Source organism: Pseudomonas sp. BN606 (assembly GCF_029873115.1).
GTDB lineage: Bacteria > Pseudomonadota > Gammaproteobacteria > Pseudomonadales > Pseudomonadaceae > Metapseudomonas.
Map to the genome: position 1 here is coordinate 158,928 of NZ_SSOF01000041.1, position 24,716 is coordinate 183,643.

Consider the following 24,716-nt stretch of genomic DNA (forward strand, 5'->3'; position numbering starts at 1 on the left):
TTTCGGGCACAATGCACGCCGTTTTTGCCCGCCGCACTTTGTGGTCGGGCCCATCTCTGAATACCGAGGGCTTTACTGCATGTCGAAAGAAGACAGCTTCGAAATGGAAGGCACTGTCATCGACACCCTGCCCAACACCATGTTCCGTGTGGAGTTGGAAAATGGGCACGTCGTCACCGCGCACATTTCCGGCAAGATGCGCAAGAATTACATCCGCATCCTCACCGGCGATAAGGTTCGCGTCGAGCTGACGCCGTACGATCTGAGCAAAGGCCGCATCACCTACCGCGCCCGCTGATCAGAAAGTCATGAAAAAGCCCGGCAATTGCCGGGCTTTTTTGTGGATGACCGTCAGGCCATCTCTGCAGTTGTCTCGAACTCGAAGCTGAGCTCTTCGTCCTTGACGTCGACATGCACCAAACCGCCGTGCTCGGCCAGTTCACCAAAGAGGATCTCTTCGGCCAGAGGCCGCTTGATCTTGTCCTGGATCAAACGCGCCATGGGACGCGCGCCCATCTGGGCATCGTAGCCACGCTCGGCCAGCCAGCCACGCGCCTCGTCGCTGACCACCAACTGCACGCGCTTGTCTTCCAGTTGCGCCTGAAGTTCGGTGAGGAACTTGTCCACGACATTCTTGATGACTTCGTGGCTCAGGCGACCAAACTGGATGATAGTGTCCAGACGGTTGCGGAACTCCGGCGTGAAGCTCTTGCGAATGACCTCCATGGCGTCCGAGGAGTGATCCTGCAGGGTGAAGCCAATGGAGGCGCGTGCAGCAGTTTCGGCGCCGGCGTTGGTGGTCATGATCAGGATCACGTTGCGGAAATCCGCCTTGCGTCCGTTATTGTCAGTCAGGGTGCCGTGATCCATCACCTGCAGCAGCAGATTGAAGACTTCCGGATGGGCCTTCTCGATTTCGTCCAGCAGCAGTACGCAGTGCGGCATCTTGGTGATGGCCTCGGTCAGCAAGCCGCCCTGGTCGAAACCAACATAGCCCGGAGGCGCACCAATCAGACGCGAAACAGTGTGCCGCTCCATGTACTCGGACATGTCGAAGCGAAGCAACTCGATACCCATCGCCTTTGCCAGCTGCCGGGCAACTTCAGTCTTGCCGACCCCAGTGGGACCAGCAAAGAGGAAGGAGCCCACAGGCTTGTCCGGAGATTTGAGGCCGGCACGGGACAGCTTGATCGCAGTGGACAGGGAGTCGATGGCGGCGTCCTGACCAAACACGGTCAGCTTCAGGTCGCGCTCCAGATTACGCAGCAGTTCCTTGTCGGAACTGGTGACGTGTTTTGGAGGAATCCGTGCGATTTTGGCAACGATGTCTTCGACCTGCGCCACTTCAATGCGCTTGGCACGCTTCTCCTCCGGCTGTAGCCGCTGGTATGCACCCGCCTCATCGATCACATCGATCGCCTTGTCGGGCATATGCCGATCATTGATGTAACGCGCCGCCAGCTCAGCAGCAGCACGCAACGCCTCGTCGCTGTACTCGATATGGTGATGCTGCTCGAAACGCGCCTTGAGCCCCCTGAGGATGCCTACGGTGTCTTCGACGGAAGGCTCAGTCACATCGACTTTCTGGAAGCGCCGAGCGAGAGCCCGATCCTTCTCGAAGATGCCACGGAACTCCTGGAAGGTAGTGGAGCCGATGCAGCGAATCTCACCCGACGAAAGCAGGGGCTTGAGCAAGTTGGATGCATCCATCACACCACCCGAGGCAGCTCCAGCCCCAATGATGGTGTGGATCTCATCGATGAAAAGAATGGCATGGGGGCGCTTGCGCAGTTCGTTGAGCAGCGCCTTGAAGCGCTTCTCGAAGTCGCCGCGATACTTGGTTCCCGCCAGCAGTGCACCTAGATCCAGGGAGTAGACCACGCTGTCAGCCAGCAGATCAGGCACCTGATTGTCGACGATACGCTTCGCCAGCCCCTCGGCGATGGCGGTCTTGCCGACACCGGCCTCACCGACCAGCAGCGGGTTGTTCTTGCGACGACGCGCCAGAATCTGTGCGACGCGCTCGACTTCATTCTCACGCCCCACCAACGGATCGATACGCCCCATCCGCGCCAGTTCGTTCAGGTTGCTGGCATAGGCATCGAGGGGATGACCCGAGGCGGCGGCCTCACCACCCTCCTCGTCCTGCATTTCCTGGTCGTGATCGTGCTGCTCCCCGTGCCCTGGCACTTTAGAAATACCGTGGGCGATGTAGTTGACGACATCGATACGAGCCACACTCTGCTGTTTCAGCAGGAATACAGCCTGGCTCTCCTGCTCACTGAAGATCGCAACCAGCACGTTAGCACCGGTCACTTCGCGCTTGCCGGAACTTTGCACGTGGAACACCGCGCGCTGCAGAACGCGCTGGAAGCCGAGCGTTGGCTGGGTTTCACGATCTTCGTCGTGCTGAGGAATCAGCGGGGTGGTGGAGTCAATGAACTCCTGCAGGTCGTGCCGCAGCTTGTCCATATTCGCGCCGCATGCACGCAGTACTGTTGCAGCAGCTTCGTTGTCCAGCAGGGCGAGCAACAGGTGCTCGACCGTCATGAATTCGTGACGCTTGGCGCGGGCCTCCTTGAAGGCAAGATTGAGGGTGACTTCGAGCTCGCGGTTCAACATGGCTTCACCTCATACCCAAGGGGCGGCATTAACCGTCCTTCTCGATCTCACAGAGCAGCGGATGCTGGCTCTCTCTCGCATATTGATTGACCTGCATGGCCTTGGTTTCGGCTATGTCACGCGTAAACACGCCGCAAACCGCCCGACCTTCCGTATGCACGGTCAGCATGATCTTGGTGGCGAGTTCCCGGTTCATACCGAAGAACGTTTCGAGCACCTCGACCACGAAATCCATTGGGGTGTAGTCATCGTTAAACATGACCACCTTATACATAGGTGGCGCCTGCAGGGCTGGCTTGGCTTCCTGCACCGCCAGGCCCGTGGAGTCGTCCTCATGATGCTGCGGACTGTCCTGATTGAATGTTAGTCGAATCTGGCTGCTTGCATGCATGCTGGAATTAAAGGTCATAGGTGAGTGAAAAACGGCCGCTGGAAAGACTTTGATCCGTTTCTCAGGCGATGCCGGGAACGCCTTGACTAACGGCAAAACGGTGTTACAACCAGTGGATACCCGTCTTCGGGTATCAGGGGTTCCACGTGCGTGGCCAAGGCGGCCCTAAGGGCGTGGAGTCGAAGTGGATGATACTCCAGTGATGGAGTCCTTTGCAGAGGGATATCAGCATGCTTAGCGGTAAGGTCAAGTGGTTCAACAACGCCAAAGGCTATGGATTTATCCTTGCCGAAGGCCGAGATGAGGACCTGTTCGCCCACTATTCGGCCATCCAGATGGACGGCTACAAGACGCTAAAGGCTGGACAGCCGGTAAGCTTCGATATCATCCAGGGCCCGAAAGGCCTGCATGCCGTGAACATTCGTCCGGTCACGGCCACCACCGAAGCGCCTGCCGCAATCAGCCACCCCCAGGGCAGCACGGTAGAAGTTTAAGCCCTCGAAATATTTGGGCAAAAAAAGGCCGGTCAGTTGACCGGCCTTTTTGTTTCCGCCTTCAGGCTCACATGTGGGCGATGATGGCGTCACCGAACTCGGAGCAGGACAGCAACTTGGCGCCATCCATCAGGCGCTCGAAGTCGTAGGTAACGGTCTTCGCCGCGATGGCCCCATTGGTGCCTTCGATGATCAGGTCAGCCGCTTCGGTCCAGCCCATGTGGCGCAGCATCATCTCCGCAGAAAGGATGACCGAGCCCGGATTGACCTTGTCCTGACCAGCGTACTTCGGCGCAGTGCCGTGAGTGGCCTCGAACATGGCGACGGTGTCGGACAGGTTGGCGCCAGGGGCGATACCGATACCGCCCACCTCTGCGGCCAGCGCGTCCGAGAGGTAGTCACCGTTCAGGTTCAGGGTGGCGATGACGTCGTACTCGGCCGGACGCAGGAGGATCTGCTGAAGCATGGCATCAGCGATCACATCCTTGACCACCACGTTCTTGCCGGTGCGAGGATTCTTGAACTGCATCCACGGGCCGCCATCCAGCAACTCGGCACCGAACTCGTCACGCGCGACTTCGTAGCCCCATTCCTTGAAGGCACCTTCGGTGAACTTCATGATGTTGCCCTTGTGAACGATGGTCACGGAGCTGCGATCATTGTCCACGGCGTATTGCAGAGCCTTGCGTACCAGTCGCTTGGTGCCGTCCTGGGAAACCGGCTTGATGCCGATGCCGCAGTTCTCTGTGAAACGGATTTTCTTGACGCCCATTTCCTCGGTGAGGAACTTGATGACCTTCTCGGCTTCGGGACTACCGGCCTTCCATTCGACACCTGCGTAGATGTCTTCGGAGTTCTCACGGAAGATCACCATGTCAACGTCGCCGGGCTTCTTCACCGGACTGGGAACGCCCTCGAACCAGCGAACCGGGCGCTGGCAAACGTAGAGATCAAGCTCCTGGCGCAGAGCCACGTTGAGCGAGCGGATGCCACCACCGACAGGCGTGGTCAGCGGCCCCTTGATGGAGACGACGTAGTCGCGAACGGCTTCCAGGGTCTCTTTCGGCAGCCAGGTGTCCTGGTCGTATACCTGAGTGGCCTTCTCACCGGCATAGACCTCCATCCACGAGATCTTGCGGGCGCCGCTGTAGGCCTTGGCGACCGCAGCATCCACCACCTTGATCATGACAGGACTGATATCAACGCCAATGCCGTCACCCTCGATGAAAGGAATGATCGGGTTGTTCGGTACATTCAGGGACATATCTGCATTGACGGTGATTTTGTCACCGACTGCCGGCACCTGGATCTTTTGGTATCCCATGCTGAGCTCCGTTTGTGGTTGAGAACGCTCTTGCAGCTCGTGAGCCTACTCCAGTTGGGCGGTCATCGACCATATCTTCCTTAGTCGAAAACAGCCCCTCGCGTCAGCCCGCCTAAAGGAGTGGTATACTGCGCGCCGTGACTTGACAGTCATCGAGGGCGAGCAGTCTGGGACCAGACTCACTGTCCTCGCAGCGGCCCAACCACCACCATGGCAAAGCCGTACAACGCTCTACTGGCGCTTCATTACCCCCGCGGCAAATCTCGACACAGCTCAACTTCGACATTGAGCGAATGTGCCTACCAATGCGCTTCGAGACTCTGTGCGCGCCCAGAAAAGAAGAGAGTTAAACGTTAATGTCCAACCGTCCGAAGATTACATACACCTTCACCGACGAAGCCCCTGCGCTCGCCACCTATTCGCTCCTCCCGATCGTCAAAGCCTTCGCCGCCTCGGCCGGCATCGACGTCGAAACCCGCGACATCTCTCTCGCGGGACGAATCCTGGCCTCCTTCGCTGACAAGCTTTCAGCCGACAAGCGCATCGAAGACGATCTGGCCTACCTGGCAGTCCTGGCCACTTCGCCGGACGCCAACATCGTAAAACTTCCGAACATCAGCGCCTCGGTGCCGCAGCTCAAAGGCGCGATCGCCGAACTGCAGGCGCTGGGCTACACCATCCCGGACTTCCCGGAAGATCCGCAGACCGACGACGAAAAAGACACGCGCGCCCGCTATGCCAAAGTCCTGGGCAGCGCCGTGAACCCGGTCCTGCGCGAAGGCAACTCCGACCGCCGCGCTCCCGCCGCCGTCAAGGCATACGCCCGGAAGCACCCGCACTCCATGGGCAAATGGAGCATGGCCTCCCGCTCCCACGCCGACTACATGCGTGGCGGCGACTTCTTCTCCAGCGAGCAGTCCATCACCATGGCCAAGGCCGGTGACGTACGCATCGAATTCGTCGGCAAAGACGGCAAGGTCGAAGTCAAGAAGCAGCTCTCCCTGCAGGACGGCGAAGTCCTCGACAGCATGTTCATGAGCTGCAAGAAACTGCGCACCTTCTTCGAGCAGACCCTGCAGGACTGCAAGGAAAGCGGAGTAATGTGGTCCCTGCACGTCAAGGCGACCATGATGAAGGTCTCCCACCCGATCGTGTTCGGCCACGCAGTCAGCGTTTACTACAAGGACGTGTTCGACAAGTACGGCGAGCTGTTCAAGGAACTGGGCGTCAACCCGAACAACGGCATCAGCAGTGTCTACGACAAGATCAAGGCGCTGCCGGCTTCCCAGCAGGAAGAGATCCTCCACGACATCCACGAGGTGTACAGCCACCGCCCGGAAATGGCGATGGTCGACTCCGTGAAGGGCATCACCAACCTGCACATCCCGAGCGACGTGATCGTCGACGCCTCCATGCCTGCGATGATCCGCAACTCCGGCCAGATGTGGGGCAAGGATGGCAAGCAGAAGGACACCAAGGCGGTGATGCCGGAGAGCACTTACGCTCGCATCTACCAGGAAATGATCAACTTCTGCAAAACCAATGGCGCCTTCGACCCGACCACCATGGGCACCGTGCCCAACGTCGGCCTGATGGCCCAGAAAGCTGAAGAGTACGGCTCCCACGACAAGACCTTCGAGATGACCGCCGACGGCACCATGCGCGTCGTGACCGCCGAAGGTACCGTGCTGATGCAGCACGAAGTGGAAGCTGGCGACATCTGGCGCGCCTGCCAGACCAAGGACGCCCCGATCCGTGACTGGGTCAAGCTCGCCGTGACCCGCGCCCGCCAGTCCAGCACCCCGGCCATCTTCTGGCTGGACCCGGAGCGCGCCCACGACCGTGAACTGCGCAAGAAGGTCGAACTGTATCTGCAGGACCACGACCTGACCGGCCTGGACATCAGCATCAAGGGCTACAACGAAGCCATCCGTACCAGCATGGAGCGCCAATTGCGCGGCCAGGACACCATCTCGGTGACAGGCAACGTGCTGCGTGACTACCTGACCGACCTGTTCCCGATCATGGAACTGGGCACCTCGGCCAAGATGCTGTCCATCGTTCCGCTGATGGCGGGCGGCGGCATGTACGAGACCGGTGCCGGCGGTTCGGCTCCGAAGCACGTGCAGCAGCTGGTGGAAGAGAACTACCTGCGCTGGGATTCCCTGGGCGAGTTCCTGGCCCTGGCCGTCTCCCTGGAAGAAACCGGGATCAAGACCGGCAACGCCAAGGCCAAGCTCCTCGGCAAGGCACTGGACGAAGCCACAGGCAAGCTGCTGGACAACAACAAGTCGCCGTCGCGCAAGGTTGGCGAGATCGACAACCGCGGCAGCCACTTCTACCTGGCAATGTACTGGGCCCAAGCCCTGGCCGCCCAGGAGGAAGATGCCGAGCTGAAAGCCCACTTCGCACCGCTGGCGAAAGCCCTGACCGAGCAGGAAGCGACCATCGTCGCCGAACTGAATGGCGCCCAGGGCAAGGCCGTGGAAATCGGCGGCTACTACCGCTCGAACCCAGAGCTGACCAGCCAGGTCATGCGCCCCAGCAGCACCTTCAACGCTGCGATCGACGGTCTGCTGGCCTAATCGCCACCGCAGGACGAAGGAGACCCCGGGCCAAGCCCGGGGTTTCTTTTTTTCACGCCCGACGCCCTATCATGTCGCCCTTTTATCCGGAGCCATTCCGATGACCTGGCAACCCCATATCACCGTCGCAACCGTGGTCGAAGACCAGGGCCGCTTCCTGCTGGTAGAGGAACTGGCCGAAGGGCGCGCCGTGTTCAATCAACCCGCCGGCCATCTGGAGGCCGACGAGACCCTCCTGGAGGCAGCCATGCGAGAGACCTTCGAGGAAACCGGCTGGGAGGTCGAGCTGACTGCCGTAACCGGCATCTATCTCTACACCGCACCCAGCAACGGCGTGACCTACCAGCGCGTCTGCTTCGCCGCCAGGCCACTGCGCCACCACCCGGACCAATCACTGGACGACGGCATCATCGGCCCGCGCTGGTTGACCCGCGAACAACTCCTGGCCGAGAAGGATCGCTGGCGCAGCCATCTGGTCTTGCGCTGCATCGACGACTACCTGGCCGGCGAACGCTTCCCCCTGAGCCTTATCCGCGCCGCCTGAACATTCCAGCCTAAAGAACCTGCTTACGATCTAATGAGCTAAAGCCTGCTTTCAACGCAGCAGGGTCTTTGCCCCGCTGATCGCGAACCGGTTCTGTTAGAATTCCGCTTTTGCTTACACAACCAGTGCAGATTCCCATGCGTGATCCAGCCAATACCCGCGTCATAGTCGGCATGTCCGGCGGCGTCGACTCCTCAGTTTCCGCCCTCCTCCTGCTTGAACAGGGCTATCAGGTCGAAGGCCTGTTCATGAAGAACTGGGACGAAGACGACGGCACCGAGTACTGCACCGCCAAGGTAGACCTGGCCGATGCCCAGGCCGTCTGTGACCGCATCGGCATCAAGCTGCATACCGCGAACTTCGCCGCCGAATACTGGGACAACGTGTTCGAGCACTTCCTGGCCGAGTACAAGGCCGGCCGTACGCCCAACCCGGACATCCTCTGCAACCGCGAGATCAAGTTCAAAGCGTTCCTCGATTACGCCCTTTCGCTGGGCGCCGACCTGATCGCCACCGGCCACTATGTACGCCGTCGCGACATCGACGGACGCACCGAACTGCTCAAGGGCCTGGACCCAAACAAGGACCAGAGCTACTTCCTCCACGCAGTTGGCGGCGAACAGATTGCCCGCACCCTGTTCCCGGTAGGCGAACTGGAAAAACCCGAAGTGCGCGCCATCGCCGAAAAATACGGCCTGGCCACCGCTCGCAAGAAGGACTCCACCGGGATCTGCTTCATTGGCGAGCGCCGCTTCACCGATTTCCTCAAGCAGTACCTGCCGGCACAACCCGGCGACATCGAAACCACCGACGGCGACGTCATCGGTCGCCACCACGGCCTGATGTACCACACCATCGGCCAACGCCAGGGCCTGGGCATCGGCGGCATGAAGGACGCTAGCGATGATCCCTGGTACGTCCTGGCAAAAGACCTGTCGCGTAACGTACTGATCGTCGGCCAGGGCAACGAAAACCCCTGGCTCTACTCGCGCTCGCTGAAAGTCTCGGAGATCTATTGGGTGAACCCAATCGACCTCAGCCAGCCCCGGCAACTCAAGGCCAAGGTGCGCTATCGCCAGAGCGACCAGCCCTGCACCCTGGAAAAAACCGCCGACGGCTACATTGCGGTGTTCGACGACGCCCAGCGAGCAGTCACCCCAGGACAATCGGTGGTCTTCTACGACGGCGAAATCTGCCTAGGTGGCGGCGTGATCGAAAGCGCCGAACCTTCGGATGCCGCGGTGATACGCCCATGAACCAGACCCGAGAACAACTGGTTGCACTCGGCGCCGTCTTCGAGGCGGCCGCTCTGGTGGACCGCATCGCAAAAACCGGCCAGATCAGCGAGCCGCCACTCGGCTGCATGCTCGGCAGCCTGCTTGTCCGCGACCCGAAGGACACGCTGGACGTATACGGCGGTGACGACATCAACCTGCGCGACGGCTACAAGGCCCTGGCCAGCGCCCTCGAGCGGGAGCCCTCGAGTCTGCAGCGAGAACCCCTGCGCTATGCCCTGGCTCTGCTGACCCTGGAGCGCCAGCTTGCCAAGCGCGGCGACATGCTGGAAGTCATCGGCAATCGCCTGGACCAGATCCAGCAGCAGGTACAGCACTTCGGCCTCGTGCATGACAACGTCATCGCCGCCTGCGCCAGCCTCTACCAGGACACGCTGAGCACTTTCCGCCAGCGCATCCAGGTACACGGCGACATGCGCCACCTGCAGCAGTCCAGCAACGCCGCGAAGATTCGCGCCCTCCTCCTCACAGGCATCCGCGCCGCCCGTCTCTGGCGCCAGCTCGGCGGCAACCGCTGGCAGCTGTTGTTCAGCCGCCGCAAGTTGCTCAACGAGCTTTACCCACTCCTGCGCGGCTGACTCGTCTGCGCCATGTGTCGTCGACCGTGGCGCTTGAGCAGCGAGCAGAGAGAAAACCATGTATGATGTGCGCCCCTTTTCGTTGACCGATTGTCCGAGAACGCACTCATGCAGCTTTCCTCGCTCACCGCGGTTTCCCCCGTAGACGGCCGCTACGCCGGCAAAACCAGCGCACTGCGCCCAATCTTCAGCGAATACGGCCTGATCCGTTTCCGCGTCCAGGTAGAGGTCCGCTGGCTGCAGCGACTCGCCGCCCACGCCGGGATTCCGGAAGTCGCGCCCTTCTCCGCTGAAGCCAACGCTCTGCTCGACAAACTGGCCGAAGACTTCCAGCTGGAGCACGCCGAGCGCATCAAGGAAATCGAGCGCACCACCAACCACGATGTGAAAGCCGTGGAATATCTGCTGAAGGAGCAGGCTGCCAAGCTGCCCGAACTGGCCAAGGTAAGCGAATTCATCCACTTCGCCTGCACCAGTGAGGACATCAACAACCTGTCCCACGCCCTGATGCTGCGTGAAGGCCGCGACCAGGTCGTACTGCCGCTGATGCGCCAGCTTGCCAACGCCATCCGTGACCTGGCCGTACGTTTCGCCGATGTACCGATGCTCTCCCGCACCCACGGCCAACCGGCCTCGCCGACCACCCTCGGCAAGGAAATGGCCAACGTCGTGTACCGCCTGGAGCGCCAGATCGCCCAGGTAGCCGCAGTACCGCTGCTGGGCAAGATCAACGGTGCGGTGGGCAACTACAACGCCCACCTGTCCGCCTACCCGGACGTCGACTGGGAAGCCAACGCCCGGGAATTCATCGAAGGCGACCTGGGACTGACCTTCAACCCCTACACCACCCAGATCGAGCCGCACGACTACATCGCCGAGTTGTTCGATGCTGTCGCGCGCTTCAACACCATCCTCATCGACTTCGACCGCGACGTCTGGGGTTACATCTCTCTCGGCTACTTCAAGCAGAAGACCATTGCCGGCGAGATTGGCTCTTCGACCATGCCGCACAAGGTCAACCCGATCGACTTCGAAAACTCCGAAGGCAATCTGGGTATCGCCAATGCGCTGCTCCAGCACCTGGCCAGCAAGCTGCCCATCTCCCGCTGGCAGCGTGACCTGACCGACTCCACCGTACTGCGTAACCTCGGTGTCGGTTTCGCTCACAGCGTCATTGCATACGAAGCAACCCTCAAGGGAATCAGCAAGTTGGAGCTTAATGCTCAACGTATTGCTGAAGATCTGGACGCCTGCTGGGAAGTCCTCGCCGAGCCGATCCAGACTGTGATGCGCCGCTACGCGATCGAGAACCCGTACGAAAAACTCAAGGAACTGACTCGCGGCAAAGGCATTAGCCCCGAAGCGCTGCAGACTTTCATCGACGGCCTGGATATTCCGGCCGAGGCCAAGGCCGAACTGCGCAAAATGACTCCCGCCAGCTACATCGGTAACGCCGTAGCCCAGGCCAAGCGCATCTGATCGGTTTTGAACCAGTGCACGCCCGGCTGTGCCGGGCGTTTTTATTTCAAAGGCTTAGACATGAATCCTGATATTCCTCTTCAACTTTTGGGCGGACTTACCGCGCGTGAATTCCTGCGCGATTACTGGCAACAGAAGCCGCTCCTGATCCGTCAGGCGATTCCCGGATTCGAAAGCCCCATTTCCCCTGACGAGCTCGCCGGCCTTTCCCTGGAAGAGGAAGTGGAGTCGCGCCTGGTACTTGAACATGGCGAGCGCCCGTGGGAACTGCGCCGCGGCCCATTCGCCGAAGACACTTATCAGAAACTGCCCGAGCGCGACTGGACCCTGCTGGTCCAAGCCGTCGACCAATTCGTTCCGTTAGTCGCGGAATTGCTGGAACACTTCCGCTTCCTGCCAAGCTGGCGCATCGATGATGTGATGATCAGCTATGCCGCGCCGGGCGGCGGCGTGGGCCCGCACTTCGACAACTACGATGTGTTCCTGCTGCAAGGCCATGGCCGCCGCAACTGGAAGATCGGCCAGATGTGCGATGCCGAGAGCGCCTTACTGCCCCACGCAGACCTGCGCATCCTCGCCGACTTCCAGCAGAGCGAGGAATGGGTTCTGGAACCGGGCGACATGCTTTACCTGCCACCGCGCCTCGCGCATTTCGGCATTGCCGAAGACGACTGCATGACTTACTCCGTGGGCTTCCGCGCTCCCAGCGCCGCCGAAGTGCTGACCCACTTCACTGACTTCCTCGCCCAGTTCATGCCGGACGAAGAGCGCTACAGCGATGCAGGCGCGGCCCCCACGAGCGATCCGCACGAGATCCAGCGCGATGCACTTGATCGCCTCAAATCCCTGCTCAACGAGCACATGAGCGACGAGCGTCTGCTGCTCACCTGGTTCGGCCAGTTCATGACCGAGCCGCGCTACCCGGAACTGGTGGCCGGCGCTGAAGTGGAGGAAGAGGATTTCCTCAGCGCGATCGAAGATGGCGCGGTGCTGATCCGCAACCCCAGTGCGCGCCTGGCCTGGTCTGAAGTCGACGTTGGCCTGGTGCTTTTCGCCAGCGGCCAGAGCCGTCTCCTGCCGGGCAGCCTGCGCGAATTGCTGAAGCTGATTTGCGCCGCTGAAGCATTGCACCTGGAAAATCTCGGCCAATGGCTGGCCGATGACGAGGGGCGTAAGCTTCTTCTCGAACTGGTCAAGCAAGGAAGTCTGGAGTTTGCCGATGAGTGAGATACACGTCCGCGTTGCCGACTGGCAAAAGGACAATGCCGACTTGCGCCGCATCCGTGAGGCCGTGTTCATCGCCGAGCAGTCCGTCGCACCGGAACTTGAGTGGGACACCGAAGATGCGGACGCAGTGCACTTTCTCGCCTTCGAGCGGGACTATGCTATCGGCACCGCCCGCCTGCTTCCCGATGGCCACATCGGCCGTGTTTCGGTGCTCAAGGATTGGCGCGGGCTGAAGGTTGGCGACCGCCTGCTGCAGGCGGCCATCGCCGAAGCCGAACGACGTGGCCTGAAGCGCCAGATGCTTTCCGCCCAGGTCCACGCCACCGCGTTCTATGAGCGCCACGGTTTCAAGATCGTCAGCAGCGAGTTCCTCGAAGCAGGCATCCCCCACGTGGACATGGTGCGCGAAAGCCAATAGAGGCCAAGATGAACGAAGACGCCCCGGAAAGCACTGAGAACGAAGTCGAACTGCCGGCCATTGAGTTCCAGTCGCCGGGGCGCTTCAGCGTTCACAACCCTTCTCCGCTGCAGGCTGAAGCGCCCGAATGGGAACCCGCCCCTTTCAGTCTCGGCACCCACGATCGCCTCGAACGCTTCAGCAATCCAGACGAGGCCCGCGCACACGCCCTAGCACTGATGCAACAGGCACGCCGCCGGCTCTGCCTATACAGCCCGGACCTCGAGCCCTGGCTTTACCACAACAGTGCCATCCAGCAGGCCTGCACCCGCCTGCTGGTCAGCGATCCGAAATGCCAGGTGCGCATTCTCGTGCGCGACTTGAGCCGCGCGGTGAAAGAGGGCCATCGCCTGCTCAGTCTCAGCCGGCGCATTTCCAGCAATTTCCAGATTCGCCGGATCAACCCCGACCACCCTTCAGAGGACCTGGCGTACCTGATAGCAGATGATCGCGGACTCCTCGTACGCCCTGAGCCCGAGCAGTATGTCGGCTACACCCTCTACAACGACCCCGGAAGGACCCGGCTGCAGCAGACCCGCTTCGACCAGGCCTGGGACCTGAGCATTACCGATCCCGATTTGCGGAGCTTCCTGATATGACGTCACGCGCGTTGCTTGCTGCCCTCTTGCTGCTCATGTGCCTGCCCCTGCAGGCAGCGACGGAACTCATCCAGTTGCGCTATCGCACGGCGGACGAGCTCCTTCCGATGGTGCAGTCGGTATTGGGCAACGAAGGCCGCGTCAGCGCTTATGGCAACCAACTCATAGTCAACGCTGAGCCGGCCAAGATCAGCGAACTGCGCAACCTCCTCGATCAACTCGACACCCGCCCCCGTCGCCTGCTGATCAGTGTCGACACCAGCGACAGCAACTTCCAGAGCGATCAGGGCTATGCGGTCAATGGTTCTGCCAGTGCTGGCGGCGTCGACGTGCAGGCTGGTCGTGGCGAAGTCCATGGGCGTGACCAGGTGCGCATCATTCGCCGCAGTACCGACAGCCGTGGCGGTGGCGTGCAACAAGTGCAGACCACCGAGGGCTACCCAGCGCTGATCCAGGTCGGCCAGAGCGTCCCCATCACCACCACCAGCAGCGGACCTTACGGTGAGGTCTACAGCAACACGGAATACCGCAACGTGACCCGCGGCTTTTACGTCACCGCCACCCTCACTGGTGAGCTGGTGCACGTCAGCATCAGCAGCAATCGCGACCGTCTGAACAACAGTCAGCCAGGTGTGATCGACGTGCAAAGCACAGACACCAAGGTCAGCGGTCGCCTCGGCGAGTGGATCACCATCGGCGCCGTGAACGAAGACAGCCAGTCTGACCAAAGCGGCTTCCTGCGCCGCCGCACCACCCAGGGCCGCGAAGACATGACCCTGCGACTCAAGGTCGACGCGGTCGACTGATCGCGCACTTTCAGACCGACCAGTCTCCACCTAAAGTATTATGTAGTAGTCGAAAAAAAACACTACAAAACGTTTGACGAACGACTGTTTGAAAGAGCATGATGGCCTCGCTCCCGCTAGCCAGGGGCCCTGAACAGGGCCTCCGGGTCGCGCTCCCAGCCAACCAGCCGAGCCGATCCGTGTTGTAACAGCCCATAAGGCAGTGCGACGAGGTTGCGACTGGAACGAGGTTGTCCTGAGGGACGGGGAAGCACCCGCAACAATCGCAAGATCGAAGGCAGTGCCCGGCAAATCGCCCAACGGTTACCACGAACCGGCAAGTGATGGACGAGCGCAAAACCACCCATCGATTTCGCGAGCGTCTGCAGTCAGTCACCCCTCCTCCAGCTACATCACTCTCCAGTCGGTCCTTCGACGCGCTGCGGTGAGCAACCCGCAATAACCTTCAGAACGCAGGTTTTTGAGTGGGAAAGTCGGTGCTCAACCACATACACACTTTGAAGGATTGACCATGTCCGCTTATCAAAACGACATCAAGGCCATTGCCGCTCTGAAAGAAGCGAACGGTAACAGCTGGAGCGCTATCAACCCCGAGTCGGTTGCCCGTATGCGCGCCCAGAACCGCTTCAAGACCGGTCTGGATATCGCCAAGTACACCGCGGCCATCATGCGCAAGGACATGGCCGAGTACGACGCCGACGCCTCCGTCTACACCCAGTCCCTGGGCTGCTGGCACGGCTTCATCGGTCAGCAGAAGCTGATCTCCATCAAGAAGCACCTGAAAACCACCAACAAGCGCTACCTCTACCTGTCCGGCTGGATGGTTGCCGCGCTGCGTTCCGATTTCGGCCCGCTGCCCGACCAGTCCATGCACGAGAAGACTGCCGTCTCCGGCCTGATCGAAGAGCTCTACACCTTCCTGCGCCAGGCTGACGCCCGTGAGCTGGACCTGCTCTTCACCGCCCTGGACGCTGCCCGCGCCGCTGGCGACAAGGTCAAACAGGACGAGATCCAGGCTCAGATCGACGGCTACGAAACTCACGTAGTGCCGATCATCGCCGACATCGACGCTGGTTTCGGTAACCCGGAAGCCACCTACCTGCTGGCCAAGAAAATGATCGAAGCCGGTGCCTGCTGCATCCAGATCGAGAACCAGGTTTCCGACGAGAAGCAGTGCGGCCACCAGGACGGCAAAGTGACCGTTCCGCACGAAGACTTCCTCGCCAAGATCAACGCTGTTCGCTACGCCTTCCTCGAGCTGGGCGTTGACGACGGTGTGATCGTAGCCCGTACCGACTCGCTGGGTGCCGGCCTGACCAAGCAGATCGCCGTGACCAAGCAACCGGGCGACCTGGGCGACCAGTACAACTCCTTCCTGGACTGCGACGAAATCAACGCATCCGACCTGCAGAACGGCGACGTGGTCATCAACCGCGGCGGCAAGCTGCTGCGTCCGAAGCGCCTGCCGAGCAACCTGTTCCAGTTCCGCAAAGGCACCGGCGAAGACCGCTGTGTCCTGGACTGCATCACCTCGCTGCAGAACGGCGCCGACCTGCTGTGGATCGAAACCGAGAAGCCCCACGTTGGCCAGATCAAAGGCATGGTTGACCGCATCCGCCAGGTCATCCCGAACGCCAAGCTGGTTTACAACAACAGCCCGTCCTTCAACTGGACCCTGAACTTCCGTCAGCAAGTGTTCGATGCATTCGTTGCTGAAGGCAAAGATGTTTCCGCCTACGACCGCGCCAAGCTGATGAGCGTCGAATACGACGAAACCGAGCTGGCCCAGGTTGCAGACGAGAAGATCCGTACCTTCCAGCGTGATGGTTCGGCCCACGCCGGCATCTTCCACCACCTGATCACCCTGCCGACCTACCACACTGCGGCCCTGTCCACCGACAACCTGGCCAAAGGCTACTTCGCCGACCAGGGCATGCTGGCCTACGTGAAGGGTGTTCAGCGTCAGGAACTGCGTCAGGGTATCGCCTGCGTCAAGCACCAGAACATGGCTGGCTCCGACATCGGCGACAACCACAAAGAGTACTTCGCCGGCGAAGCAGCTCTGAAAGCGAGCGGTAAAGACAACACCATGAACCAGTTCCACTAAGAGGAACTGCCACCGGTCGACCACGCATCGACCGGACATGGCAAGTCAGAAACCCCGGTGCATGCACCGGGGTTTTTCTTTGGCGCAACGAAACGATATGAACTTCAGCCGGACGGGCCAGCCCAAAATTAGGCTGAAGACTTAGAAGTTGCCTCCCTGGCGCACCCACTTAGAATTGGTCAAAACAATCCCTTGGAGACCTGGCCGTGCCGAGAGTCCTGCTCCTGATTCTGCTACTGATCTCCCCCGCTCTACGCGCAGGCGACCTGGAGACACTGATCTCCCAGCCATCGCTGGACGAAATCCTCGACGAATTGAAAAGCAGCCAGCACCCACACTTCGCCGTAGTCGACTACGGCCGCTCCTCCACGCTGCCTCGCTTCTACCTCTTCGACAGCCATAGCCACGCACTGCTCGGGAGTTTCCGCGTCGCCCACGGCAAGGGCTCGGACCCGGACCATGACGGCAAGGCCGACCACTTCTCCAACGACTCCGGTAGCCGCGCTACCTCCCTCGGCCTGTTCCGCACAGCCCAGGTGTTCGACAGCGAAGAACCGGGCCACGGACGCTCGATGCGCCTGGCGGGCCTTTCGCCAAGTAACAGCAACGCTGAAGAACGCGCCATTGTCATCCACGCCAACGCTTACATGGAGGAAGACTTCATTCGCCAACACGGCGTGCCGGGGCGGAGCTATGGTTGCCTGGTGCTGTCCAGCGCCGATCGCGACCGGGTAATCAAGCAACTTGAAGGCGGCGCGCTGATCTTCGCAATCCGGCAAGACGACCAAGCCCTGGTACGCAACTGAAAACGTGCGCCAAATCCCGCGCAACAGTATCTCCATCCCGCTGTAACCGTTCCGTCGCTTTCGACAATTAGCGTCAGGTCTCCGTCGATTTGCCTGTTTGGAGACTCGCCTTGAACGATTACAACGACAACGCCGTGCTCTTTGGTAACGGCGATGAGCCGCCCAGCAACACCACCAACAATCCCCACATCAACGATCTGATCGGGAGCCTCAATCGTCGCCAGGTACTGATCGGTGGCGCCACCATGAGCGCCCTGGCCTTCCTCGGCGCAGCCGTTCCAGGCGATGCGACGGCCGCCGAGCCCCAAACCAGCGATTTTCCTTTCAAGCCGCGCTCTCGCCTGCCATTCGAGGCCATCCCCACCGGCCGCGCCGATACCATCAGCGTGCCGCCGGGCTACAAAGCCACTGCGTTCATTCCATGGGGAACCCCAATCACCGGCCGCTATCCGGCCTTTGCCGAGGATGCCAGCAACAGCGCCCAGGACCAGGCCGAACAGGTCGGCATGCACCATGACGGCATGCACTTTTTCCCAATAGACGCCCGCCGCGGGCCAGGCATGCGCTCCGACCACGGCCTGCTGGTGCTCAATCACGAGTACATAGACGCCCCGCTGCTGCATCCCAACGGCCCGACCGTCGTCGACGGCAAGCGCACCATCGCCGACGAAGTACGCAAGGAGATCAATGCCCACGGAGTTTCGGTAGTGGAAATCCGTCGCAATGTACGTGGCGAATGGGAAGTGGTGCCGAGCCGTCGAAACCGCCGCATAACTGCCGCGACACCGATGCAAATCAGCGGCCCGGCACGCGGCCACAATCTACTGAAAACCCGCTACAGCCCCCAAGGCACCGCCACTCGGGGCACGCAGAACAACTGCTCCAACGGCTTTACGCCCTGGGGCACCTATCTGACCTGCGAAGAGAACTGGGCCGGCTACTTTGCCACTCGCGACACCGACCTGCCGCGCGAGCTAAAACGCTACGGCCTGCGCAGCAGCAGCCGCTTTGGCTGGGAAACCCTCGCGGGTGACGAGTTCGAGCGCTTCGATGCCACTCGCAAGACAGCCGACGCAAAAGACGACTATCGCAACGAGCCGAACCATTTCGGCTGGATAGTCGAGATCGATCCCTTCGACCCCGACTCCACCCCGGTCAAGCACACCGCACTGGGCCGTTTCGCCCATGAAGGCCTTATCTTCGCCCCGGTGAAGCCCGGACGCCCGGTAGTCTGCTATTCCGGCGACGACTCGCAGAACGAGTACATCTACAAGTACGTCAGCCGCGACAAATACCGCCCTGGCCAGGCCAACGGCCGCCTGCTCGACGATGGCACGCTCTATGTCGCCCGCTTCAATGCCGACGGCAGCGGCGACTGGCTGCCACTCGATATCAATGATCGCAACTTCCTCAAGGCGTGCCTGGCAGCGGGTGTCACCTTTGCCGACCAGGGCGAGGTGCTGATCAATACCCGTCAGGCCGCTGACGCTGTCGGCGCCACCCGCATGGACCGTCCTGAATGGGGTGCAGTCAACCCGGACAATGGCGAGGTCTATTTCACCCTCACCAACAACACGGCCCGTACCACGGCCGATGCCGCCAACCCGCGTCCGGCCAACGCCTTTGGTCACATCATCCGCTGGCGCGAAAACAGCCGCGACCACGCCGGGAGCCGTTTCGACTGGAACATCTTCCTACTCGCTGGCCCCGAGACAGACAGTCGCGGACCCAATGGCAAGCCGCTGGGCGCGCAGAACATCCTTGCCAGCCCGGACGGACTCTGGTTCGACGACGAGGGGCGGCTCTGGATCCAGACCGATATGAGTGGCAGCCAACTCAGCGCCGGCCCCTTCGGCAACAACCAAATGCTGGTGGCCGACCCTCGCAGCGGTGAGCTCAAGCGTTTCCTGGTCGGCCCCCTGGGTGCCGAGGTGACCGGCATAAGCGCAACGCCCGACTTCCGCACACTATTCGTCAACATCCAGCACCCCGGCGAAGGGTCCACCGCCACCAACCTGCTCAGCACCTGGCCAGACGGCCCGGGCAAGCGGCCACGCTCCTCCACCGTGATCATTACCCGCGAAGACGGACGTCGACTGCTCTGAATCCCCTCAAGGATTTCGGCCGGCTCACCAGGGCCGGCCTCTTTTTCCTCTTTCGCAATTCGGCCTGAACAAAAATAAATGGAATTGTCGCAATTATGAAAACGGCTCGAAGAGCAACTTAGGAATGTCCTGAGCATATTTTCCGCGGTAATTTCCAAGTTCTACCGAGCAACTCACGTGTAGTGACTAATTAACCACCAATCAAACGCTAATGACTATCATTTGCTACTTTTCAGGGTCCTCACTGCGACATAAGGCCGCAATCCGACCATAGCCTAAGAAAACGCTGGAACACCGATGGTTGCTAGCTTGCAAAGGATCGAGAGGTCGAAAATCCGGCTGCGCGGGCAATTTTTTGGCCTGAAAAATTTACTTGCACACCCGGTCGGGCATAAAATTGTCCGAATCGATTGCCGGGGTCTCAATGAGGCCCGGCATTAAACCTTTTAAACGCAAGTGAACGCCGTTCCTTGACTAAGGAGTTCCGGCATGTCGGAAGCTACTGCCATCATCTCCCACAACTGGGGTTTCGCTGTTTTCCTGTTGGGTGTCGTCGGCCTCTGCGCCTTCATGATCGGCGTCTCCAGCCTGCTCGGCAGCAAGGCCATCGGTCGTAGCAAGAACGACCCTTTCGAATCCGGCATGCTTCCCACCGGCACTGCCCGCCTCCGCCTCTCCGCAAAGTTCTATCTGGTCGCGATGCTTTTCGTGATCTTCGACGTCGAAGCCCTCTTTCTCTTCGCTTGGTCCGTTTCCGTCCGTGAAAGCGGTTGGGCCGGGTTTATCGAAGCAACCATTTTCATAGCAATTCTGTTGGCAGGTCTTGTCTACCTTTGGCGCATCGGGGCGCTCGATTGGGCTCCCGAAGGTCGTCGCAAGCGGCAGGCGAAGCTAAAACAATGAGGCTTTGGCAATGCAATACAAACTTACTCGGATCGATCCGGATGCCACTTACGAGCAGTATCCGATCGGCGAACGGGAGACCGTTTCCGACCCGCTGCTAGAAGATCAGGTGCACAAGAACATCTTCCTGGGCAAGCTCGAGGATGTTCTCAACGGAGCAGTCAACTGGGGTCGCAAGAACTCCCTGTGGCCGTATAACTTCGGCCTCTCCTGCTGCTACGTGGAGATGACCACTGCCTTCACCGCGCCGCACGACATCGCGCGATTCGGTGCAGAGGTCATTCGTGCATCACCGCGCCAGGCGGACTTCATGGTCATCGCCGGCACCTGCTTCATCAAGATGGCACCGGTCATCCAGCGCCTCTATGAGCAGATGCTGGAGCCCAAGTGGGTGATCTCCATGGGTTCGTGCGCGAACTCCGGCGGTATGTACGATATTTACTCGGTCGTTCAGGGCGTGGACAAGTTCCTTCCCGTGGACGTCTACATTCCCGGCTGCCCGCCCCGCCCGGAGGCATTCCTGCAAGGCCTGATGCTGCTGCAGGAATCCATCGGCCAGGAGCGCCGCCCACTATCCTGGGTCGTGGGGGACCAAGGCGTGTACCGCGCCGACATGCCCTCCGAGCGAGAAAAGCGCCGCGAACAGCGTATTCAGGTCACCAACCTGCGCAGCCCCGACGAAGTCTGAGCCTGCTCTTCTCCGGAAGACCCCAGGCTCATTCTTTACGTTGACCGATAGCGACCGAGACCATGACTGCAGACACCGTTCTGTCTATTCCGCCTTATAAGGCTGACGACCAAGACGTCGTCGTAGAGCTCAATTCCCGCTTTGGCGCCGAAAGCCTGACCATCCAGTCGACCCGAACCGGAATGCCGGTGATCTGGGTCGCTCGCGACAAGCTGATCGACGTCCTCAAGTTTCTGCGCAATCTCCCGCGCCCCTACGTCATGCTGTACGACCTGCATGGCGTCGACGAGCGCCTGCGTACCCAGCGCCGCGGCTTGCCGAATGCCGACTTCACGGTGTTCTACCACCTGATGTCGCTGGAGCGTAATAGTGACGTGATGATCAAAGTCGCCTTGTCCGAGGGCGACCTCAACCTTCCAACCGTCACCGGTATCTGGCCCAACGCCAACTGGTACGAGCGGGAAGTCTGGGACATGTACGGCATCACCTTCGCCGGCCATCCGCACCTGTCGCGGATCATGATGCCCAACACCTGGGAAGGTCACCCGCTGCGCAAGGACTACCCGGCGCGCGCCACCGAATTCGATCCCTTCAGCCTGACCCTGGCCAAGCACCAGCTTGAAGAAGAAGCCGCGCGCTTCCGCCCGGAAGACTGGGGTATGAAGCGCCACGGCGAGAACGAGGACTACATGTTCCTCAACCTCGGCCCGAACCACCCCTCCGCCCACGGTGCCTTCCGCATCATCCTGCAGCTGGATGGCGAAGAAATCGTCGACTGCGTGCCGGAAGTCGGTTACCACCACCGCGGCGCCGAGAAGATGGCCGAGCGCCAGTCCTGGCACAGCTTCATTCCGTACACCGACCGTATCGACTACCTCGGCGGCGTGATGAACAACCTGCCGTACGTGCTTGCGGTCGAGAAGCTCGCCGGCATCAAGGTGCCGCAGCGCGTCGACTTCATCCGCGTGATGATGGCCGAGTTCTTCCGAATCACCAGCCACCTGCTGTTCCTGGGTACCTATATCCAGGACGTCGGCGCCATGACCCCGGTGTTCTTCACCTTCACCGACCGCCAGCGCGCCTACAAGGTCATCGAAGCCGTCACCGGCTTCCGCCTGCACCCGGCCTGGTACCGCATCGGCGGCGTCGCCCACGACCTGCCCCGCGGCTGGGATGGCCTGGTGAAAGAGTTCGTCGAATGGCTGCCCAAGCGCCTCGACGAGTACGAAAAGGCCGCCCTGCAAAACAGCATCCTGCGTGGCCGTACCATCGGCGTCGCGCAGTACAACACCAAGGAAGCCCTGGAGTGGGGCGTCACCGGTGCTGGCCTGCGCTCCACCGGTTGCGACTTCGACCTGCGCAAGGCACGCCCCTACTCCGGCTACGAGAACTTCGAGTTCGAAGTTCCGCTGGCCCATAACGGCGACGCCTACGATCGCTGCATGGTCCGTGTGGAAGAAATGCGCCAGAGCATCCGCATCATCGACCAGTGCCTCAAGAACATGCCGGAAGGCCCGTACAAGGCGGACCACCCGCTGACCACGCCGCCGCCGAAAGAGCGCACGCTGCAGCACATCGAAACCCTGATCACCCACTTCCTGCAGGTTTCCTGGGGCCCGGTCATGCCGGCCAACGAAGCCTTCCAGATGATCGAGGCGACCAAGGGCATCAATAGCTACTACCTGACCAGCGACGGCAGCACCATGAGCTACCGCACCCGGATCCGGACGCCCAGCTTCCCCCACCTGCAGCAGATTCCCTCGGTGATCCGCGGCAGCATGGTGGCAGACCTGATCGCCTACCTGGGCAGTATCGACTTCGTAATGGCTGACGTGGACCGCTGATCATGAGCACCCTTATCCAGACCGACCGTTTCGTACTCAGCGAAACCGAGCGCTCGGCCATCGAGCACGAAATGCATCACTACGAGGACCCGCGTGCGGCGTCCATCGAAGCCCTCAAGATCGTCCAGAAGGAACGTGGCTGGGTGCCGGACGGCGCCGCTGACGCCATTGGTGCGATCCTCGGCATCCCCGCCAGCGACGTCGAAGGCGTGGCGACCTTCTATAGCCAGATCTTCCGTCAGCCGGTCGGCCGCCACGTCATCCGCGTGTGCGACAGCATGACCTGCTACGTTGGCGGCCACGAGTCCGTCGTTGCCGAAATGCAGAAGCAGCTCGGCATCGGCCTCGGCCAGACCACCACCGACAGTCGGTTCACCCTGCTGCCGGTCTGCTGCCTGGGCAACTGCGACAAGGCTCCGGCCGTGATGATCGACGACGACACCTTCGGCGACGTACAACCTGACGGCGTTGCCATGCTGCTGGAGGCCTACCAATGAAGACCCTCACCTCCATTGGCCCGGCCAACCGAATCGCCCGCAGCGAAGAAACCCATCCGTTGACCTGGCGCCTGCGCGAAGACGCGCAGCCGGTGTGGCTCGACGAATACCAGCAGAAGAACGGCTACGCCGCCGCTCGCAAGGCCCTGACCGATATGGCCCAGGCCGACATCGTGCAGCAGGTAAAGGACTCCGGCCTCAAGGGCCGCGGCGGTGCGGGCTTCCCCACCGGTGTGAAGTGGGGCCTGATGCCGGCCGACGAATCCATGAACATCCGCTACCTGCTGTGCAACGCGGACGAAATGGAGCCCAACACCTGGAAGGACCGCATGCTGATGGAACAGCTGCCGCACCTGCTGGTGGAAGGCATGCTGATCAGCGCCCGCGCCCTCAAGGCCTATCGCGGCTACATCTTCCTGCGGGGTGAGTACGTCGACGCAGCGCGCAACCTCAACCGCGCCATCGATGAAGCCAAGGCCGCCGGCCTGCTGGGCAAGAACATCCTGGGCTCGGGCTTCGATTTCGAACTCTTCGTCCACACCGGCGCCGGCCGTTATATCTGTGGTGAAGAGACTGCCCTGATCAACTCCCTGGAAGGCCGCCGCGCCAACCCGCGCTCCAAGCCGCCCTTCCCCGCCGCAGTCGGCGTCTGGGGCAAGCCCACCTGCGTCAACAACGTCGAGACACTGTGCAACGTGCCGGCGATCGTCGCCAACGGCGTGGACTGGTACAAGACCCTCGCCCGCCCGGGCAGCGAAGACATGGGCACCAAGCTCATGGGCTTCTCCGGCAAGGTGAAGAACCCCGGTCTCTGGGAACTGCCCTTCGGCGTTCCTGCTCGCGAGCTGTTCGAAGACTACGCTGGTGGGATGCGTGATGGCTTCAAGCTGAAAGCCTGGCAGCCCGGCGGTGCCGGCACCGGCTTCCTGCTCCCGGAACACCTGGACGCTCCCATGTACGCTGCCGGCATCGCCAAGGTGGGCACCCGTATGGGTACCGGCCTCGCGCTGGCCGTGGACGACAGCATCAACATGGTCTCTCTGCTCCGCAATATGGAGGAGTTCTTCGCGCGCGAGTCGTGCGGCTGGTGCACCCCATGCCGAGACGGCCTGCCCTGGAGCGTAAAGGTCCTCCGTGCCCTTGAACGCGGTGAAGGCCAGGCGGGCGACCTGGAAACACTGGAGCAGCTCGTCAGCTTCCTCGGCCCAGGCAAGACCTTCTGTGCCCACGCACCGGGTGCCGTCGAGCCGCTGGGCAGTGCGATGAAATATTTCCGTCCGGAGTTCGAGGCAGGCATCGCCACCCAGACTCCGGCAGCGCGCCCGATTCCCGTCGGCGCCTGAGGCAAGAGAATAAGCGCAGCGG

Annotated in this window: 22 protein-coding genes; 19 read left to right on the forward strand and 3 right to left on the reverse strand. The window is 61.0% G+C overall.

Features of this window, described 5'->3' with window-relative positions:
* Window positions 1-79 precede the first annotated feature (79 nt).
* Window positions 80-298, forward strand: coding sequence for a translation initiation factor IF-1 (gene infA / locus E8E75_RS05240; RefSeq protein WP_016492441.1), 219 nt, complete (start codon window positions 80-82; stop codon window positions 296-298).
* A 53-nt stretch (window positions 299-351) separates the two neighbouring features.
* On the opposite strand, the gene clpA is transcribed toward infA, so the two are convergent.
* A complete protein-coding gene (gene clpA, locus E8E75_RS05245) occupies window positions 352-2,622 on the reverse strand; it encodes an ATP-dependent Clp protease ATP-binding subunit ClpA (RefSeq protein WP_120651282.1) in 2,271 nt (756 codons plus the stop codon).
* Between the two features lie 28 nt (window positions 2,623-2,650).
* Window positions 2,651-3,013: an ATP-dependent Clp protease adapter ClpS gene (clpS, locus tag E8E75_RS05250; protein ID WP_120655211.1), complete on the reverse strand. Its 363-nt coding sequence runs from the start codon at window positions 3,011-3,013 to the stop codon at window positions 2,651-2,653.
* A gap of 230 nt (window positions 3,014-3,243) precedes the next feature.
* Here clpS and cspD point away from each other — a divergent pair, with 230 nt between their 5' ends.
* Complete coding sequence (cspD, locus tag E8E75_RS05255; RefSeq protein ID WP_120651283.1) at window positions 3,244-3,507, forward strand: cold shock domain-containing protein CspD; 264 nt, start codon at window positions 3,244-3,246, stop codon at window positions 3,505-3,507.
* 67 nt (window positions 3,508-3,574) lie between these two features.
* On the opposite strand, the gene icd is transcribed toward cspD, so the two are convergent.
* Window positions 3,575-4,831, reverse strand: a complete 1,257-nt coding sequence (gene icd, locus E8E75_RS05260) for an NADP-dependent isocitrate dehydrogenase (RefSeq protein WP_120651284.1) — start codon at window positions 4,829-4,831, stop codon at window positions 3,575-3,577.
* A gap of 356 nt (window positions 4,832-5,187) precedes the next feature.
* On the opposite strand from icd, the gene E8E75_RS05265 reads away from it, so the two are divergent.
* The 17 genes from E8E75_RS05265 (at window position 5,188) to nuoF (ending at window position 24,694) form a co-directional block, all read left to right on the forward strand.
* On the forward strand, window positions 5,188-7,416 hold the full coding sequence (locus tag E8E75_RS05265; RefSeq protein ID WP_120651285.1) for an NADP-dependent isocitrate dehydrogenase: 2,229 nt from the start codon (window positions 5,188-5,190) through the stop codon (window positions 7,414-7,416).
* Window positions 7,417-7,516: 100 nt separating this feature from the next.
* Window positions 7,517-7,960 carry an NUDIX hydrolase gene (locus E8E75_RS05270; RefSeq protein ID WP_120651286.1) on the forward strand — a complete coding sequence of 148 codons (444 nt, stop codon included), beginning with the start codon at window positions 7,517-7,519 and terminating at the stop codon, window positions 7,958-7,960.
* Between the two features lie 137 nt (window positions 7,961-8,097).
* Window positions 8,098-9,216, forward strand: a complete 1,119-nt coding sequence (mnmA, locus tag E8E75_RS05275; protein ID WP_120651287.1) for a tRNA 2-thiouridine(34) synthase MnmA — start codon at window positions 8,098-8,100, stop codon at window positions 9,214-9,216.
* On the forward strand, window positions 9,213-9,833 hold the full coding sequence (gene hflD / locus E8E75_RS05280; protein ID WP_120651288.1) for a high frequency lysogenization protein HflD: 621 nt from the start codon (window positions 9,213-9,215) through the stop codon (window positions 9,831-9,833). The genes mnmA and hflD overlap by 4 nt, the downstream gene beginning before the upstream one ends.
* 108 nt (window positions 9,834-9,941) lie before the next feature.
* Window positions 9,942-11,312 (forward strand): adenylosuccinate lyase, encoded by a 1,371-nt coding sequence (gene purB / locus E8E75_RS05285; RefSeq protein ID WP_153922512.1) that lies wholly within the window; start codon window positions 9,942-9,944, stop codon window positions 11,310-11,312.
* Between the two features lie 60 nt (window positions 11,313-11,372).
* The gene (locus E8E75_RS05290; RefSeq protein WP_280358246.1) at window positions 11,373-12,539 is read left to right on the forward strand and encodes a cupin domain-containing protein; all 1,167 of its coding nucleotides are present in this window, start codon (window positions 11,373-11,375) and stop codon (window positions 12,537-12,539) included.
* Window positions 12,532-12,957 carry a GNAT family N-acetyltransferase gene (locus tag E8E75_RS05295; protein ID WP_028628738.1) on the forward strand — a complete coding sequence of 142 codons (426 nt, stop codon included), beginning with the start codon at window positions 12,532-12,534 and terminating at the stop codon, window positions 12,955-12,957. Before E8E75_RS05290 ends, E8E75_RS05295 begins: the two co-directional genes overlap by 8 nt.
* Before the next feature lie 8 nt (window positions 12,958-12,965).
* Window positions 12,966-13,595 carry a histone acetyltransferase HPA2 gene (locus tag E8E75_RS05300; RefSeq protein ID WP_153922514.1) on the forward strand — a complete coding sequence of 210 codons (630 nt, stop codon included), beginning with the start codon at window positions 12,966-12,968 and terminating at the stop codon, window positions 13,593-13,595.
* On the forward strand, window positions 13,592-14,401 hold the full coding sequence (locus E8E75_RS05305) for a secretin N-terminal domain-containing protein (RefSeq protein WP_153922516.1): 810 nt from the start codon (window positions 13,592-13,594) through the stop codon (window positions 14,399-14,401). The genes E8E75_RS05300 and E8E75_RS05305 overlap by 4 nt, the downstream gene beginning before the upstream one ends.
* Before the next feature lie 511 nt (window positions 14,402-14,912).
* Window positions 14,913-16,508, forward strand: a complete 1,596-nt coding sequence (locus tag E8E75_RS05310; RefSeq protein WP_120651293.1) for an isocitrate lyase — start codon at window positions 14,913-14,915, stop codon at window positions 16,506-16,508.
* 206 nt (window positions 16,509-16,714) lie between these two features.
* Entirely contained in the window at window positions 16,715-17,314 is a 600-nt protein-coding gene (locus tag E8E75_RS05315; RefSeq protein WP_120651294.1) for a murein L,D-transpeptidase catalytic domain-containing protein, read from the forward strand.
* Between the two features lie 110 nt (window positions 17,315-17,424).
* Window positions 17,425-19,419: a PhoX family phosphatase gene (locus tag E8E75_RS05320; protein ID WP_120651295.1), complete on the forward strand. Its 1,995-nt coding sequence runs from the start codon at window positions 17,425-17,427 to the stop codon at window positions 19,417-19,419.
* Window positions 19,420-19,908: 489 nt separating this feature from the next.
* Window positions 19,909-20,322, forward strand: coding sequence for an NADH-quinone oxidoreductase subunit A (locus E8E75_RS05325; protein ID WP_077524433.1), 414 nt, complete (start codon window positions 19,909-19,911; stop codon window positions 20,320-20,322).
* A gap of 10 nt (window positions 20,323-20,332) precedes the next feature.
* Complete coding sequence (locus E8E75_RS05330; protein ID WP_077524434.1) at window positions 20,333-21,010, forward strand: NADH-quinone oxidoreductase subunit B; 678 nt, start codon at window positions 20,333-20,335, stop codon at window positions 21,008-21,010.
* A gap of 62 nt (window positions 21,011-21,072) precedes the next feature.
* The gene (gene nuoC / locus E8E75_RS05335) at window positions 21,073-22,854 is read left to right on the forward strand and encodes an NADH-quinone oxidoreductase subunit C/D (protein ID WP_153922522.1); all 1,782 of its coding nucleotides are present in this window, start codon (window positions 21,073-21,075) and stop codon (window positions 22,852-22,854) included.
* Window positions 22,851-23,351 (forward strand): NADH-quinone oxidoreductase subunit NuoE, encoded by a 501-nt coding sequence (gene nuoE / locus E8E75_RS05340; RefSeq protein ID WP_120651297.1) that lies wholly within the window; start codon window positions 22,851-22,853, stop codon window positions 23,349-23,351. Before nuoC ends, nuoE begins: the two co-directional genes overlap by 4 nt.
* Entirely contained in the window at window positions 23,348-24,694 is a 1,347-nt protein-coding gene (gene nuoF / locus E8E75_RS05345; RefSeq protein ID WP_153922523.1) for an NADH-quinone oxidoreductase subunit NuoF, read from the forward strand. Before nuoE ends, nuoF begins: the two co-directional genes overlap by 4 nt.
* Window positions 24,695-24,716: the final 22 nt, after the last annotated feature.

Excerpts from the sequence above, each read along its gene's own strand:
- infA (WP_016492441.1), top strand. The coding sequence starts at position 80 with ATGTCGAAAGAAGACAGCTTCGAAATGGAAGGCACTGTCATCGACACC.
- clpA (WP_120651282.1), bottom strand. The coding sequence starts at position 2,622 with ATGTTGAACCGCGAGCTCGAAGTCACCCTCAATCTTGCCTTCAAGGAG.
- clpS (WP_120655211.1), bottom strand. The coding sequence starts at position 3,013 with ATGCATGCAAGCAGCCAGATTCGACTAACATTCAATCAGGACAGTCCG.
- cspD (WP_120651283.1), top strand. The coding sequence starts at position 3,244 with ATGCTTAGCGGTAAGGTCAAGTGGTTCAACAACGCCAAAGGCTATGGA.
- icd (WP_120651284.1), bottom strand. The coding sequence starts at position 4,831 with ATGGGATACCAAAAGATCCAGGTGCCGGCAGTCGGTGACAAAATCACC.
- E8E75_RS05265 (WP_120651285.1), top strand. The coding sequence starts at position 5,188 with ATGTCCAACCGTCCGAAGATTACATACACCTTCACCGACGAAGCCCCT.
- E8E75_RS05270 (WP_120651286.1), top strand. The coding sequence starts at position 7,517 with ATGACCTGGCAACCCCATATCACCGTCGCAACCGTGGTCGAAGACCAG.
- mnmA (WP_120651287.1), top strand. The coding sequence starts at position 8,098 with ATGCGTGATCCAGCCAATACCCGCGTCATAGTCGGCATGTCCGGCGGC.
- hflD (WP_120651288.1), top strand. The coding sequence starts at position 9,213 with ATGAACCAGACCCGAGAACAACTGGTTGCACTCGGCGCCGTCTTCGAG.
- purB (WP_153922512.1), top strand. The coding sequence starts at position 9,942 with ATGCAGCTTTCCTCGCTCACCGCGGTTTCCCCCGTAGACGGCCGCTAC.
- E8E75_RS05290 (WP_280358246.1), top strand. The coding sequence starts at position 11,373 with ATGAATCCTGATATTCCTCTTCAACTTTTGGGCGGACTTACCGCGCGT.
- E8E75_RS05295 (WP_028628738.1), top strand. The coding sequence starts at position 12,532 with ATGAGTGAGATACACGTCCGCGTTGCCGACTGGCAAAAGGACAATGCC.
- E8E75_RS05300 (WP_153922514.1), top strand. The coding sequence starts at position 12,966 with ATGAACGAAGACGCCCCGGAAAGCACTGAGAACGAAGTCGAACTGCCG.
- E8E75_RS05305 (WP_153922516.1), top strand. The coding sequence starts at position 13,592 with ATGACGTCACGCGCGTTGCTTGCTGCCCTCTTGCTGCTCATGTGCCTG.
- E8E75_RS05310 (WP_120651293.1), top strand. The coding sequence starts at position 14,913 with ATGTCCGCTTATCAAAACGACATCAAGGCCATTGCCGCTCTGAAAGAA.
- E8E75_RS05325 (WP_077524433.1), top strand. The coding sequence starts at position 19,909 with ATGTCGGAAGCTACTGCCATCATCTCCCACAACTGGGGTTTCGCTGTT.
- E8E75_RS05330 (WP_077524434.1), top strand. The coding sequence starts at position 20,333 with ATGCAATACAAACTTACTCGGATCGATCCGGATGCCACTTACGAGCAG.
- nuoC (WP_153922522.1), top strand. The coding sequence starts at position 21,073 with ATGACTGCAGACACCGTTCTGTCTATTCCGCCTTATAAGGCTGACGAC.
- nuoF (WP_153922523.1), top strand. The coding sequence starts at position 23,348 with ATGAAGACCCTCACCTCCATTGGCCCGGCCAACCGAATCGCCCGCAGC.